Below are 15,252 nucleotides of genomic sequence, written 5' to 3' on the forward strand. Positions count from 1 at the left end.
GGTTTCCTCCTAAGACGCCTTGAGTTGGTTGAGCAACATCATGCCGCAGCCGAGCCAGCCGACAATCAAGACGGCAAAAAAGGCAAAGACACGGAACTCAAGCAACCCACGCGTTAAAGAGTGGAAATGATCGAAGAGGCTTAAGGCGGCCAGGATCTGCTCCAGGTAACCGCCGATGAAGGCGATGCTCCCGAAGAATTCGAGAACCTGTGGCAGGCCCAAGGAAAGCAGGCTCACGGAAGCGGCGACCGACAAAATAAAGGAGACCACCTGATTTTTGGTCAGTGCCGAGAACAACATGCCGATGGCGAGAAAGGCTCCGGCCAAGAGGAACGAGCCTAGGTAACCGGTGATGATGGTGCCCCAGTCGGGATCACCGAGAATCGCGACCCAAATCACCATTGGGAAGGTCAGCAGCAGCGCGACTCCCAAAAAGGACCAGCCGGCGAGGAACTTACCCAGGTAAGAACCCTCAAGGGTGATGGGCAGGGTGAACAGCAGTTCGACGGTGCCGGTTTTGCGTTCTTCGGCCCAGAGCCGCATGGCGACAGCGGGCACCAGCATGACAAAAATATGCGGAAGGAAACGGAAAAACGGGGTAAGGGCGGCCTGGCGGATTTCGAGGAATTGTCCGAAATCGCGGGAAACCGTCAGCCAGCCGCTTGCCATTAGGAAAATCACGAGAAAAATGTAACCCAGCGGTGTGGCGAAGTACCCTTGGAACTCGCGTTTAAACACGGCTTTTAGTCCGGTGTAGCGACTCATGCACAGACCCCCTCGGTAATTTCGCGAAATAGTTCTTCCAGGCGTCCTTCCAAAACCGCGATGGATTCAATCTCGCGGCCCTCGAGCATGGCCATCACTTGGTTGAGGTGATTGGCGCGGTCCTTGGGGACAATTTCCCATTCGGTTTCGGTCTGGCGTACCAGGCGTTCGCACCAATTCTGGGCGCTGATCTTGTCGGCTAACGCCTTATCCGGTTCGCGCAATACCAAACGAATCACATTGTGGTTACCGGCGCGGCCCATCAGTTCGCGTGGGGTGCTGTCGACCAACATCTGACCGCGGGAAATGATGAGGGCGCGGTTGCACACGCGCTCGACCTCGTCGAGGATGTGGGTCGAAAGAATGATGGCCTTGTTGCGGGCAATGCGGTTGATCAGGTCTTGAACCAACGCTTTTTGGTTGGGATCCAGGCCGTCGGTGGGTTCGTCGAGAATCAGAACCTCGGGGTCGTGAATCAAGGCTTGGGCCAGACCCACGCGGCGTTTAAAACCCTTGGACAGGGTTTCCACGGTTTGGTGAACGACGCGTTCCAAACCCGTCATTTCAACGACCCGTGCGATGGCCGCGGCGCTGTCGGCCACGTTGCGTGCCTCGGCGACGAATTGGAGAAACCCGGTTACGGTCATTTCACCGTAGGCGGGAGCACTCTCCGGCAAGTAGCCGATTTTTTGGCGGACGGCCAACGACTCGGTCAAGGTGTCGTGGCCCGCGACGTGAACACTGCCCGCATCCTGCTCCAAAAAGCAGGTAATGATTTTCATGGCGGTCGATTTCCCGGCGCCGTTGGGGCCCAAAAAGCCGAAAATATCGCCGCGGCGGACTTGAAAACTGATGTCGTCAACAGCCTTGATGGCGCCGAACGATTTTTTGATGTTTTTCACATCTACCAGAATTTCACTTTCCATCCTAATTTCCTCTTTTAGTCGAAAAGATTGAACCCGTCGGCCGAGTCAGAAGCGGCGCGGGATTCAAGGGCGCGGCACCGTGTGAGGCGCCGGCGGGTGGGTTGGCAAACGTGGTTTGCTTCGATGTCGGCCGAGGATAAATCATAGAATCGTCGGGGGGTGCCCCTTCGGTCGTCACGTAAGGCGGAACGGCGTGACAAGATGTCGGTCCAAACGTCGAATTGACGCCGAACCCGCGCCAATAGGACGTGGGCCGGGTCGTTTCACCATGCGGAAGCCAGATACATACCAAATCGGCGTATGAGCTCGGGCCTGCAAAATGAAGTTAAGCCGCTCACTGTAGCATAACCCGTCGGGAAAACCGGCATGATCCCCACTTTAACCGCCCACCTTGTGTCGGCCGCCGATTATCGTTTGTCGCCGAGGGGCGCTCGGTTTAGAATGTTGAACTCGTGTGATGAACACGGGTTGTTTGCTCGTAACCCGTAAGGCGCATCAGTGTTCGCCGCCGCGGGCGGGAACAGGGACCGCAATGGCGCGGTCGGTGCGTGTACGGGGTTGCATCGCCCAATGCGAAGGTGCCGCGAAATGCGCCATGGTCCGGTCCCGGGAGCTACAGGTAGCTGTGTTTCCATCGACCGCGACCCACTAGGGTACGGGGATACACATTTATGAAAGAACCGGTGGTAACTGTCGCGTTAGCCAAAGAACATGGTTTGACCGAAGCGGAATTTGACAAAGCTTGCGCCATTTTGGGCCGCACCCCCAGCTTCACCGAACTGGGTATTTTTTCAGCCATGTGGTCGGAGCACTGCTCCTACAAAAGCTCCAAAATTCATCTTAAAAAATTACCAACGACCGGCAAGCAAGTGGTCATCGGTCCGGGCGAGAACGCCGGCGCGGTTGATTTAGGGGACGGCCTCTGTGCCGTTTTCAAAATGGAGAGCCACAACCACCCCAGTTTTATCGAGCCATACCAAGGCGCCGCGACCGGTGTCGGCGGCATCTTGCGGGATGTCTTCACCATGGGCGCGCGGCCCGTCGCCAACATGAACGCCTTGCGTTTCGGCGACATTGGCGAAGCCCACATGCGCTACCTCGTCAAAGGGGTGACCAAGGGGATCGGCGACTACGGTAACTGCATGGGCATTCCCACCGTCGGTGGCGAGGTCTTTTTCGATCCCGCCTACCAGAACAATATTTTGGTGAACGCGATGACGGTCGGTTTGGTCGAACGCGACGCCATTTTCCTTGGCGAGGCGTCCGGTGTGGGCAACGTGGCCGTGTATGTCGGCGCCAAAACAGGTCGGGACGGCATCCACGGTGCCTCGATGGCCTCCGAGGAATTTAACGAAGACTCTGAGAAAAAACGCCCGACGGTTCAGGTCGGCGATCCTTTTACCGAGAAACTGTTGCTCGAAGCCCTGATGGAGCTTTATCCGACCGGTGCCGTCATCGGGATTCAGGACATGGGGGCGGCCGGGTTGACCTCCTCCAGTTTTGAAATGGCGGGTCGTGCCGGTTCCGGTATTGAGTTCGATCTGGGCAAGGTGCCTACCCGCGAGGAGGGCATGACCGCATACGAAATCATGCTCAGCGAAAGTCAGGAACGCATGTTGCTGGTGTGCCAACCCGAACGCGTTGACGAGGTCAAACGCATTTTCGAAAAATGGGACCTTTCGGCGGCAGTGATCGGTACGGTGACCGACAGCGGCCGTGTTCGGATTAAAAGTCCCCAGGGCGAATGGGTGGTGGACATGCCGGTCGGCCCCTTGGCCGATGAGGCGCCCCAGTACGACCGTCCCTACAGCGAACATCCGATGGTTGCCGAATACCGCGCCTTCGACACCACACCGTATCGCGAACTCAGCGATGCAAACGGGGTTTTGCGCCAATTGCTCGCCTGCCCCAACATCGCTTCCAAAAAATGGTTCTACCGTCAATACGACCACACGGTGCAAACCAACACGGTCCAAGGCCCGGATGCGGCCGAGGCGGCGGTGGTACGCATCAAAGACACCGATAAGGCGATTGCGGTTACCGCGGATTGTAACCCCCGTTTTGTGCAGCTCGACCCCCACCTGGGCACGGCCCACGCGGTGGCCGAGGCGGCGCGCAACATCTCCTGCACGGGTGGTAAACCCCTGGCGATTACCGATTGCCTGAACTTTGGCAATCCCGAGAACCCCCACATTATGTGGCAGTTTAAAACCAGTCTCGACGGGATGGGCGAGGCCTGTCGCGCCCTCGACACGCCGGTCATTTCCGGCAACGTGAGTCTGTACAACGAAACCAACGGCAAGGCGATTTTCCCAACACCTTCGGTCGGGATGGTCGGTTTGCTGAACAAGCGGCGTCACCACGCGGTGAACAGCTTCCACAAAAGCGGCTTGCACGTGTTTGTTCTGGGCGAAACGGCCGAGGAACTGGGGGGTAGTGAATACTTGGCGACGGTGCATGGCGTGACCAACGGTGCTTTGCCCGCGTTGGATTTGGCTTTTGAAGCCAAGCTCAACCAATTCCTCCAAGACGCTGTTGCCAAAAGCGTCGTCAAAGTCGCGCGCGATTGTTCGCTCGGCGGTTTGGCGGTTGCCCTTGCCAAATGTACCTTCGGTCACGGCGTCGGTTTGAAGGCGGTGCTCCAGTCGACCTGTAGCCCGGCCGCGACCCTGTTCGGGGAAAGTGCTGGTCGTGTTGTTGTCGCGGTTGAGGCCAAACAGGCCGATACCTTGGTGAATGCCGCGGCCGATCAAGGCATTGCTTGCAGCTTTCTGGGGGAAAGCGGCGGCGAGACCTTCAGCATCACTTTAAATGAAACGGAAATGGTCGGCGGCGACGTCGCCGAATTGGCCGATCTTTGGCAAAACGGCTTGGAACGGGTTTTGAACTAGGGGGAATGACCTTGTTGGACAAATTTAAAGATGAATGTGGCGTGTTTGGGATCAAACCACATCCCGAGGCCGCCAACATGACCTACCTGGGTCTTTACGCGTTGCAGCACCGCGGTCAGGAAGCCGCGGGGATTGTAAGCAGCAAAGAGAACAAGTTGGCGTGCGTCAAAGCGCGTGGCTTGGTTTCCGACGTATTTACCAGAGAACAGCTTGATCGCATGGTTGGTGATGCCGCCATCGGCCACGTGCGTTACTCTACCGCCGGCTCCAACAGCGTGGAAAATGCGCAGCCGATTTTGATTAACTGCCAACACGGCCAAATCGCCGTGGCCCACAACGGCAACCTGGTGAACGCCATGCAGAAGCGGCGGGAACTGGAGAAAATAGGCTCGATTTTTAATACCGACAGCGATTCTGAAGTGATTCTGCATCTGATCGCCAAAAGCCGTAAAAGCAACTTGGAAGAGGCCATTGTCGAAGCCTTGAGCCAGGTGGAAGGCGCCTTTTCCTGCGTTTTTCAGACCGCCGATAAATTGATCGCGGTGCGCGACCCACATGGGTTTCGCCCGTTGATGATGGGTACTCTCGACGAAGCAACCGTGTTTGCTTCTGAAACCTGCGCCTTTGACCTGCTCGACGCGACCTTTGTACGTGAGTTGGAGCCGGGTGAAATGTTCGTGGTCAACAACCTGGGGATGCGCACTTCCAGCAAACCCTTCGAGGCACGGCCGATGCGTCAGTGCATTTTTGAACATATCTACTTTGCTCGTCCCGATGGGTTTATGTTTGGCGAATACACCCAGCAGTATCGCGAAGATTTGGGTGTGATGCTCGCGCGTGAGAGCGGCGTCGATGCGGATTTCGTGGTCCCGGTCCCGGACAGCGGGGTTTCCGCCGCGGTCGGTTATGCCCGTGAGAGCGAGATCCCCTTTGCGTTCGGCTTGATCCGCAACCATTACGTCGGCCGCACGTTTATCGAGCCGAAGCAGAGCATTCGCCATTTCGGCGTCAAGATCAAGTTGAACCCGGTTCGGCACTTGTTCGAGGGGAAACGGGTGATTCTGGTCGACGATTCCTTGGTTCGCGGTACCACCTCGCGCAAAATCGTCAAGATGGTGCGCCATGCCGGGGCCAAGGAAGTCCACATGCGCATCAGCGCGCCGCCGACGACCCACCCCTGTTATTACGGCATCGACACGCCGACCCGTCGCGAACTCATCGCCAGCTCCCATTCAACCGATGAAATTCGTCGTTACATCGGTGCCGACACCTTGGAGTACATCTCGATTGACGGCATGCTGCAGAGCTTGCGCAACTCGGATCCCGAACACTATTGCAAGGCCTGTTTCACCGGCGACTATGTCATTCCATTTCCCGCCGAGGGAGGGATCGAGGTATGAGTGTCGAGCTGGGACGCCTGGTCAGCCAACTCAACAGCTACCTGCGGGTGAGCGACTTCAAGGAAGGCGCGATCAACGGGTTGCAGGTGGCCGGCAAAAAGCAGGTGAAGAAAATAGCCTTCGCCGTGGACGGTGTTTTGGAGACCATCGAAAAAGCGGTGGCTGAAGATGCCGATGTCCTCATTGTCCACCACGGCATTTACTGGGGCTTCCAGTATCCCTTGCGTGGGGCCGACTACAAACGGGTGAAACTGCTGATGGATCATGAGATGGCGCTTTACGCCGTTCATCTTCCGCTCGACGCCCACGCCGAAGTCGGTCACAACGTGAACTTACTCAAGGGGTTGGGTGTGGCGCCGGAAAGCTTGGAACCCTTCGGTGATTACAAGGGCATGCCGATTGGATTTGCGGGTAAATTTTCGCGCGCGCTGGGACGAGACACCGTCACCGAAAAGTTGGCGGCCTTGCTGGGCGGCCCGGTTCAACTTTTGCCTTTTGGGCCCGACAAGGTACGCTCGGTGGCCTGTATCACCGGGCAAGGCGCCGACTTCGCCTCGGTACGCGAGGCTAAAATGCGCGGCATTCACTACTATATTTCCGGTGAGGCCACCCATCCGCTGTACCATTTCGCCCAGGAACAGGGCATGAGCGTGGCCTTGGGTGGTCATTACCGCACCGAGGTTTTCGGCCTACACGCCTTGCGTGAGTACCTCGGCAAAAACTACGAAATTGAAACGGTTTTTATCGATTGCCCCACCGGCATGTAACCGATGAAGCGGTCGTGCTTTCGGCCGCTTCATCGTTTCGGTGTTCCGTGTGACGCCCGCTCAATCAGTTCAATAAAGGTTTCCTGGTCCTGGTGTTCCCTTAGCGAAGCCAGGCCCTGATTGAATGCGTGGTGCAGGTAGGCGGCGTTTGAGGCCTTTTTCGAGAATACTAAGTAATAGGGGACCGTTTGAATCGCCCGTGGATGACGGACAATGCGATCGCGTTCTTCCTGGGTGAAGTGATGGTTCAGCAAATACGCGCCGACCCGCCGATCCGCTACAAAGACCTGAATCCGACCGGCCAACAGCTTGCGGAAATTGAGCAGGTCACTGGGGGCGCGTTCAAGGTCAACGACCGGGACGCCCTTTTCGTCGCTTAACGCCGTATAGGAATAGCCGATGGTTCCCCCGACTTTCCAGCCTTTTAAATCGTCGAGGTGCGCCCAGTCGAACGGGGTTCCCCTGATGTAATAAAAAACATCTTCTCCGTCGACAATGACTTCGCTGTAGAGCAGGTGTTCTTGGCGATCCGTGGTGTGTGCCCATATCGCCGAGGCATCCCAATCGCCTTCGACCGCCAGTTTCAGTGAGCGGCTCCAGGGAAAATAGCCGAACTCAATTTCGATGCCGACTTCACAAAACGCGGCTTGGATCAAGGCGTTGGCAATGCCTCCGCCGGGAAGGCTCTTGCCGTTGTAGGGCGGCCAATCGCCCGTGGTGATGCGCACGCGCGCTGTTTGTGCTGTCGCACTCGCGAAGGAAAACCAAATAAGAAAGGCCGAAACAAACAAACGGTACAAGTGAGGTCCCCGTGGAAGCGTCGGTGGAAGGCCGGGAGAGCCGTGCCGCGGTTGGCGCGACCTTGGCGACCCAATCCCGTGCTTTGGGTGTGCGTGGCCGGGCGGAATGCTTTGTTGGTGAAGGGTAAAACCATTGTAAGCCAAAAACTGTTGGATCGCGGGCTTTTTCACGAGGATTCCGGCTGGTATTACCTGGGGCGAAGCGCTAGAGTATCTCTGTCCAAATCCAATGGCTTATCTTGATTCACGGCGTCATGTTCGACCGTGATGCCTCGTATCTCGGTTTTCCATAACCGAGTTCGCCGCGTTTGGGAGCCGGTAATGTCGTCACCCACCATGGAACAAAAGAACCGTGCCTTTCTCACCGAATACGACCCCGCACTCGTGCGTGCGTGGGACCGAATGCAAGGGAAAGTGCTAACCCCCACGCCCGCGCGCAAAGGTGGTGTAACCCTAACATTTCAAGGTCAATGGGTTCACAGTCGCTACGATCCGGCCAAGGAAGCCCAAAAGGCGTGCGCTGGGCCGTCGCGTCCGGTTCACCTGCACCTTGGGTTCGGATTGGGCTGGTTCACCGCGGCCGATCAGCTTGAAGAAGGACACCAACTGGTTGTGTTCGAGCCCGTTCCTACTTTGTTCCTGACCGCGGTCACCCACATCGACCTCTCCGAATTGCTCCCCGCCAAAAGGGCGCGTTTGGTTTTAGATGAAGAACAGCTTAACGAGGCGTTGCGCGAGGCCGGCTTGCGTGAGGTCGGGCAGCTGAAGATTGTGTGGTCGCCCTTTCATCGCCGTCATGTCCAGCATATGGAAACCTGGCTGGAGAAGTTTTTAAACGAGTTATTTCGCGATATTCGTATTTCCCGAAAAACGCTGGCTCGGCTCATGCCGACCTTTACCCGTTCGTCGCTGCGCTCTCTGCCGCACGCCTACGACAAGGCACCGGTGGATGTGTTGGCCGGTCGGTTTACGGGTTTGGCGGCCGTGGTTGTGGCGCCGGGTCCCTCGCTTGAGCGCAACTTGGTTGAAATGTTGCCCTTCCGTGATCGCTGTTTGATTTTTGCCGTGGCGCGTTCCGTGCGGATGCTTGAACGCCTGGGCATTGAACCCGACTTTTTGGTACACAACGAAGCCCAGGACTTCTACAGTTCCATCCACGGCTGTCGCAACCTTTCGCGCACCGTGTTTTTGTTGGCGGACCAAGCCCATTTCGCCTTTTTCCAGGCCGCGCCGCAATTGACCTTTTTGTATTTCAACCCGACCAATTTTGTCTGGGGCTGGCTGGAGGCCGCCTTCCCCGGGCGCGAGCGAAGTTTCCTCGAAACGGGCGGTTCGGTAGCCAATGAAGCCTTTTCCTTGGCGCTGTTGTTCGGTTGTCGCGCCGTTGCGTTGCTGGGGCAGGATTTGGCCGTGGGGCGCACCTTTTATGCCGATGCCGAGGTCAATCGTGACTTTGAGCATGGGCGACAGGATGAAGCATGGGTTCCGGCTTACTTTGGCGGTCGCGTCAAAACCATGCAGAACTATTTCCACTTTTTCAAATGGTATGAAAACCGTACCCATCGCTTGCGGCGCGAACAATGTCCGACTGTCTTGGTGAACGCGACCGAGGGCGGCGCCTGTCTGCCTGGATTTACGAACTGGAAATTTAGGCGTTATCTTGAAACCTTCGCGAAAAAAAAGAAAGGGGATGTTTCCGCCGTTTGCCAGGCCCACGCCTGTGATGAACGGGCACCGAGCGCGGACCAAATGAAGGCGTTGGTGGAAAAAACTTTGCAAGAAATGAGCATGGTACGCGATTTGTGCAGCCAATTTTCTCCGTTTGAGACCCAACTCAGTGCGTTGCTTCAAAATCCCGACCCGCAAGCACTTCAGCGACTTAACGTGCAACTACAAACCCTGGACCAGTTCAGCCAGGCCGTCGGCAGCGTTGTTCTCAAGCGATTGCCCTTGATTAACGGGTTTATCCAAAAAGAATTGCAGGAAACCGAACCACCCACGCGCCAACCGGAACAAGGGGGAGACCCAGCCGAGGAGATTCAGCGGCTGCTGGCGAGCATTGGTGAGGATGTGGCGCACCTCAAACGAACCTACCAGCTGATCGCCCAGGGTTGCGATCAATTGGAACCGGAACTGCACAGGCTGGCGGCGGCCTTGGGCGGTAACCCGGTGAGATGACACGCTTGTTAAGAAACCGCGTCACGCCCCGCTGGGCGAATCTTCTTGAGACAAACCTCGCGACCTTTTTTTCGATAAAATTGCGCCGGCACCCGACGGCCTTTGGATTTGGGTTAAGGTGTTTTATTTGTGTGGTTTGGGGGAGATAGTGAGACTTCTTGCAAACATGACGTACCTACGGGGGACAATTCATTCTCTTCAGATGTAAAGATTTTCGCTCAAAATTCGATGAGGTGTGGTGACAGACATTTCCAACTGAATTGAACATAACACCTTGTGATCGCGCCAAGCCCAACCCGTCCTTTTGGTTTTGATCGCGGCTTGGGTCCAAGGTTCCGTTGAGGCAACGGGCGGCGTCCACGAACGAGGTAGGTTCAATCCAGATGGGCTTAGGGATGGCAAACCGATGGCAGAAGCAGCGCAAAACATCAAAGTCGGCATTGATTTAGATCACACAATTTTGGCGGTGGATGAGGCCCTGGAAAAATCCGAGGTTCTTTTTGGGTTCAAAGCCTTTGTGATGGAACATCGCGACTCGGGTAGTCACCTGATTATCGTTGCGCACGGTGCGGGCGAAGCCGAATCCGTGACCCAACACCTGGAAGCCAAACAATTTTTCGCGGGGATGGACAAAGGTGGTCTGGGGTTCTCCAAAGAAGATTTGATTTTTGTTGACTCGGAAGAAGAGAAAGTTAAAAAAATTAATGAGCTGGGCATGACCCACTTCATCGACGATTCTGTCGAAACCTTTCAGCACGGGGATTTGGCCGATCATGTTCAGCCCCTTGTGTTTGGCCAAAAAGAAGACGCCGCTTATCCCACCTTCGCCGAATGGTCTGACTTGACCAACTTCTTCTATTGGCAACAAGGCGTGCGCGACCAGACCCAAAGCCGGATTACCTCGGTGAAGGGCTTGAAGGAACACGGCGACAACTACATTTACCAAGTTTCCTGCGCCGATGGTTCTCAATACATCCTGAAGCATTTCTTGGAATCCAGCGAAAACGCCGAGGAACGTTTGGCGGGGGAAGTCAAACACCTCAATGCCTTGCACCAGGTTGGTATCACCAAGGTTCCCAAATCCTTCTGGCACCGCGGTTGTTGGGGGCTCTTCAACCACATTGAGGGTTCCCATGTCGATGAGCCCAATGACCAGGATGTCGGGCAACTGATCGATTTCTTGATCGCGCTTGATCAAAAATCGGACGCATTGCGCGCGCAACAGGTTGACCGAGCACCCAAAGCGCGTTTCCGCCTTCACCTTTACGCGGACAAACTGAACACCTTGTGGAACCAAGTTCTGTCTGCCTGTCAGCGTCCCGACGGTCCCAAGGACATTATGTTGTTCATGATGACCGATATGGAGCAGTTGCGGCAGGACAACCTCAACCACTTTTACCTGTGGCTGAAACGGGAGAAATGGGAAAAAGAACAGGAGATTTCAGAGAAAGAAGCGATCTTTAGCCCCTCCGATTTTGGTTTCCACAATACGATCAAAGCTGCCGACGGGACCCTCTCTTTTCTCGATTTTGAGGAATCTGGTTGGGATGATCCGGCCAAGTTGTTGGCCGACTTTTTCTACAATACCGAGCAAAACCTGACCATGGAGAACAAGCTCAAGGTGCTGGACGCTTTTGTGAAGCAGCGGGAATGGGACGAGAATTTCCTCAAGCGGTTCTGGGCGGTCTCCGACCTGATTGCCGTCGAGTGGATCCTAAACCATTTGAGTGTGGTCATTCCCGATGTCATGCGCCGCCTGCAGTACGCCAACCCAGGCTTGGATCCCAAACAGGTTGTGAAACAGCATTTTCAAGCGGCAATTCAGATGCGGGAACGCTTCCAGCCGATGGAGCACCTGTGTAAACACGATCAGTTGATCGACCAAGAGGGCGAAATCGAGACCTCGGGTTAGTCAGGGTGTGCGCCGGTTGCCTTCCCTGGTTGGGTGGCCGCGCGGCGCCGGTTTGGTTTGGTCTGATTCCCTCACTTACCGCGGGAACGCCCTTGCGGGAAGGGTGCACAATCTTATATTGTGACATAGGGTTATTTTGCACGAGCGGAGGTAGGCACACCTATGGACGAGCTACACGCTGGAGAGAGACGTCGCTTTTTCCGGTATAGCATGGGTAGTACCATGCAAAAAGACTTAGAGGTGCGCACGGTTGAAGTCGTGGCACATATTGATATTAATACCGAAGACGAAAACTTTGAACCGGAGTACATCGGCATGGTGGTTGAACAATCCCACCAGGGCTGTGGTTTGGTTTTGGTACGCTACAGCGAAGATTACGAAAAAATTGACAAAGGTCAGGAAGTGGTTGTCAAAGTCGGCCGGCTTCATCCCATGAAAGCGAAGGTGCGTTGGCGCAAAAACCTCGATGAGGACTTGTTCAAATTGGGATTGGAGTTCTTGGAATAACCCAATGGGTTTATGCTGCTTAGCCCGCATTTCTCACAAGGAATTCTGCAGCGAAGCTGAAAGCCTTGTGAGAAATGCGGGTATGCTCGTTTTAAAAGCTTTGTTTTGGCCAGTTCGGATTGATCCTGGCGTAAAGCAGCTCGTCGTGAAACCGACCGTGTTTGTACAGGGCTTTGGTGCGACATCCCTCGCGTTGGAATCCGTTTTTTTCCAACACGCGAATGGATGATGTATGTTGTTCGAAAACCGTGGCTTCCAAACGTTTTATCATGAAATCCGACTCAAACAGGAAGGTACAAAATTGGCCTAGGGCTGTCGAGGTGATGCCCTTTCCCCAAAAAGCGCTTCCGATCCAATAACCGATTTCGCCGTTGAAACGGTAGAGATCGGTGGAACGTTCGACCGAGATCAGCCCGACCATGGTGTCTTGCCAATGGATGATGCGCGCCAAAGCCACGTCCGCGTATTCCTCGAGGTAATCGAGGTATTGGTCCGCATCTTCGGGGCGGTAGGGATGGGGAAAACGGTCGCGCAGGTAAGCTGCGACCCTGGAATCGTTGGCCAGGGCCGCTAGCGGTTCACGATCCGCGCGCTGAGGCGGGCGTAGCTGCAGGGCCATGGTTATTCTTCGGCCTTTTTCTCCGCGGCCTCTTCGCCACGACGTTCTACCGCACCACAGGTCAACATTTCCGCGCCGTAGTAAGGGTTGGCGAGGGTGCCCGACTTTTGCAGCCAGTAGGCACCGGTATCGTTGAAGGCCATTGGGCAGTATGCTTGCAGGTAGCCCGCGGGTAATTTTTGATCCTTAATGCTTTTGGAGATGGGGCGGAAGTGGGTTCGCAAGGCCGTGATGTCTTTGGCCGCGGCAAGGGTGGTCGCCAAGGGTTTCAAGGCGCCTTGTGCCGATTGTTCAAATGCTTTTGCGGCGGCAGAGGCCTCCGCGAAGTCGTCCGCCGCCAGGGTTTCCTGGACCGTGATGTATTGATCGAGGGCGTCGCCCGTCAATTCGTTGGCGGGTGTGATCGGCTCCGCGTTTTTATCGGCTGTCGCGACCTGTTTGGGGGGCGCGGTCGGTTTGTCACCGGACGCTTGATCCGTGCTGGTGTTGGTTCCACAAGAAAGGGCGCAAGCGGCGAAACAGCAGACGGCAAAAAGTTGAAGGAAACGAGTCATTAGGGTACTCCTCGGTGATAAGCGATCTTGATCTAAAGGGAAATGCCTTTCTTGCCAAGATACTGATTGATGGTTTTTAACATTGGACGGCCGAACTTTTCCAGCTTGGCTTGACCGACACCAAAGACCGTTAAGAAACTTTCGTTGTCGGTTGGTTTCACCCGTGCCATGTCCTGCAGGGAGCGGTCACCAAATACGATAAAGGCGGGGACGCCCATTTTGGATGCGATTTGCATGCGTTTCTCGCGCAGGAGTTCGAACAGTTCGTGATCGAAATCGGCGGCGCCGATGACGGCCGAGCGCTGTTGGGCTGCCTTTTTTTCACGGCGCGTTTCAACGAGGAAGACCGGTAGTTCGTCTTCCTTTTTGTCGTATTTTTGGGGGACCAGCAGCCAATAGCCGGCCTGGGTCACCTTCAGCACGGGGTAGGGGTCGCCGTGGCGCGCTAAGTAACCCTGACTCTCGACCTGGTTAATCCAGTCGTGGACTTGGGTTTTGCTGTGTTTTTTGAGCAGACCGTGGACTGAGAGCTGGTCGTGCCCGTTGCGAAGAATTTTCTGGTCGGTCGAGCCGGTCAGCACTTGTGCGATGTAGCCGGCGCCGAAATTTTGTTTGACCTTCAGCGTGGCCGATAGAATCATGCGGCTGTAGGTGCGCGAGTCTTTGATGCTTTCCACTTCACCCAAACACACGTCGCAGGCGCCGCAACTGTTGCGCTCAAAATCCTGACCGAAATACTCAATTAAACTTCGGTGGCGGCACTTGAGCTGGGTGGCGTAGTTGATCATGTCCTGGAGCTGTCGGCTCCGTTGCTCCACCAGCACGCCCTCGTTGTCGATCATCCGTTTCCAGAACTGGATGTCCTTAGGGGCGAAAACCAGAATGCAGTGGGCGGCCAAACCGTCGCGACCCGCGCGACCCGCTTCCTGTTGGTAGTGACTCAAGGTGCGTGGCATGCCGTTGTGAATGACAAAACGGACGTTGGATTGGTCGATACCCATGCCAAAGGCGACCGTGGCGACAATTACCTTGACCTGCTCTTGGGAAAACAAGTCCTGATTGCGTTTGCGAACTTCTTGGCTCAAACCCGCGTGGTAGGGCAAGGCGCGGTAGCCAACCCCGTTGAGGTGGCTTGCGATTTCCTCCGTTTCTTTGCGGGTGAGACAATAAACAATGCCCATGTCGCTTTTTTGGAACTGTTTCAGCACATTCACGAGCTGGGTTTTAAAGCTGTTGCGGCGGATGGCGCGGTAAAACAAATTGGGCCGATGATAGCTGCCGATAAAAACTTCGGGTTCCTGGAGGTTAAGCTCGTTGCTGATCTCTTTCTGCACATTCGGCGGGGCCGTGGCCGTGAAGGCGTGGACGCCGACATTGGGGAAACGTTGATGAAGCTGTTTGAGTTTGGTGTATTCGGGCCGGAAATCATGGCCCCACTGACTGATGCAGTGGGCTTCGTCGATGGCGAAAAAGCTGATGTTTACCTGCTGTAATTCTTCGATGAAATGATCCAGCAGCAAGCGCTCGGGTGAAACGTACAGCATTTTGAGGTTGCCGCGAAAAAACTGTGCCTTGATCTGGCGAACCTCGCCACCGGAGAGCGAGCTGTTGACGTAGGCGGCGGGGACGCCCAGCAATTGAAGGCTGTTCACCTGGTCTTCCATTAAGGAGATAAGCGGCGAAACGATAATCGCCGTCCCTTCCATAATCGCCGCGGGGATTTGGTAGCAGAGGGATTTCCCGCCCCCGGTGGGTAGCACGGTCAGCGAATCTTTGCCCTTTTGGATGGTTTCGATGGTTTCGGCCTGCAAGGGACGGAAGTCGGGATAACCCCATATTTTTTGTAGCGCCTCTTTGGCGACTTGCAGGTTGGTGGTGACACTCATGATTGGGTTTTGCATCCGTGAAGGCTGGGGTGAGCGGCGAATCGCAC

12 protein-coding genes are annotated in these 15,252 nt (G+C 55.6%); 6 read left to right on the forward strand and 6 right to left on the reverse strand.

Features of this window, described 5'->3' with window-relative positions; translation table 11 throughout:
- Positions 1-9: 9 nt before the first annotated feature.
- Together J3U88_RS00950 and J3U88_RS00955 are read right to left on the reverse strand one after the other, a co-directional pair.
- The gene (locus J3U88_RS00950; RefSeq protein ID WP_207856242.1) at positions 10-765 is read right to left on the reverse strand and encodes an ABC transporter permease; all 756 of its coding nucleotides are present in this window, start codon (positions 763-765) and stop codon (positions 10-12) included.
- Positions 762-1,691, reverse strand: a complete 930-nt coding sequence (locus J3U88_RS00955) for an ABC transporter ATP-binding protein (RefSeq protein ID WP_207856243.1) — start codon at positions 1,689-1,691, stop codon at positions 762-764. Before J3U88_RS00955 ends, J3U88_RS00950 begins: the two co-directional genes overlap by 4 nt.
- Before the next feature lie 671 nt (positions 1,692-2,362).
- On the opposite strand from J3U88_RS00955, the gene purL reads away from it, so the two are divergent.
- From purL to J3U88_RS00970, 3 genes are read left to right on the forward strand one after another with little or no spacing between them, the layout of a single operon-like run.
- Positions 2,363-4,582 carry a phosphoribosylformylglycinamidine synthase subunit PurL gene (gene purL, locus J3U88_RS00960; RefSeq protein ID WP_207856244.1) on the forward strand — a complete coding sequence of 740 codons (2,220 nt, stop codon included), beginning with the start codon at positions 2,363-2,365 and terminating at the stop codon, positions 4,580-4,582.
- 5 nt (positions 4,583-4,587) lie between these two features.
- Complete coding sequence (purF, locus tag J3U88_RS00965) at positions 4,588-5,982, forward strand: amidophosphoribosyltransferase (protein WP_423842022.1); 1,395 nt, start codon at positions 4,588-4,590, stop codon at positions 5,980-5,982.
- On the forward strand, positions 5,979-6,749 hold the full coding sequence (locus tag J3U88_RS00970; protein ID WP_207856246.1) for a Nif3-like dinuclear metal center hexameric protein: 771 nt from the start codon (positions 5,979-5,981) through the stop codon (positions 6,747-6,749). Before purF ends, J3U88_RS00970 begins: the two co-directional genes overlap by 4 nt.
- Before the next feature lie 29 nt (positions 6,750-6,778).
- Here the strand turns inward: J3U88_RS00970 and J3U88_RS00975 are convergent, their stop codons facing one another.
- Positions 6,779-7,549 carry a substrate-binding periplasmic protein gene (locus J3U88_RS00975; protein ID WP_207856247.1) on the reverse strand — a complete coding sequence of 257 codons (771 nt, stop codon included), beginning with the start codon at positions 7,547-7,549 and terminating at the stop codon, positions 6,779-6,781.
- A gap of 321 nt (positions 7,550-7,870) precedes the next feature.
- Between J3U88_RS00975 and J3U88_RS00980 the strand changes: the two genes are divergently transcribed.
- The 3 genes from J3U88_RS00980 to J3U88_RS00990 all read left to right on the forward strand — a co-directional run bounded on the left by J3U88_RS00980 (position 7,871) and on the right by J3U88_RS00990 (position 12,146).
- Positions 7,871-9,727: a motility associated factor glycosyltransferase family protein gene (locus J3U88_RS00980; protein WP_207856248.1), complete on the forward strand. Its 1,857-nt coding sequence runs from the start codon at positions 7,871-7,873 to the stop codon at positions 9,725-9,727.
- Positions 9,728-10,133: 406 nt separating this feature from the next.
- Entirely contained in the window at positions 10,134-11,639 is a 1,506-nt protein-coding gene (locus tag J3U88_RS00985; protein WP_207856249.1) for a phosphotransferase, read from the forward strand.
- A 162-nt stretch (positions 11,640-11,801) separates the two neighbouring features.
- Positions 11,802-12,146, forward strand: coding sequence for a PilZ domain-containing protein (locus J3U88_RS00990; RefSeq protein ID WP_279382445.1), 345 nt, complete (start codon positions 11,802-11,804; stop codon positions 12,144-12,146).
- Positions 12,147-12,237: 91 nt separating this feature from the next.
- On the opposite strand, the gene J3U88_RS00995 is transcribed toward J3U88_RS00990, so the two are convergent.
- Genes J3U88_RS00995 through recQ form a run of 3 tightly spaced genes read right to left on the reverse strand, consistent with a single transcriptional unit; the run spans position 12,238 to position 15,205 of the window.
- Positions 12,238-12,765: a GNAT family N-acetyltransferase gene (locus tag J3U88_RS00995; protein ID WP_207856251.1), complete on the reverse strand. Its 528-nt coding sequence runs from the start codon at positions 12,763-12,765 to the stop codon at positions 12,238-12,240.
- Between the two features lie 2 nt (positions 12,766-12,767).
- A complete protein-coding gene (locus J3U88_RS01000; protein ID WP_207856252.1) occupies positions 12,768-13,319 on the reverse strand; it encodes a DUF3347 domain-containing protein in 552 nt (183 codons plus the stop codon).
- 32 nt (positions 13,320-13,351) lie between these two features.
- Positions 13,352-15,205, reverse strand: coding sequence for a DNA helicase RecQ (recQ, locus tag J3U88_RS01005; RefSeq protein ID WP_207856253.1), 1,854 nt, complete (start codon positions 15,203-15,205; stop codon positions 13,352-13,354).
- Between the last annotated feature and the right edge of the window lie 47 nt (positions 15,206-15,252).

It is taken from the genome of Acanthopleuribacter pedis, assembly GCF_017377855.1.
Classification (GTDB): Bacteria; Acidobacteriota; Holophagae; order Acanthopleuribacterales; family Acanthopleuribacteraceae; genus Acanthopleuribacter; species Acanthopleuribacter pedis.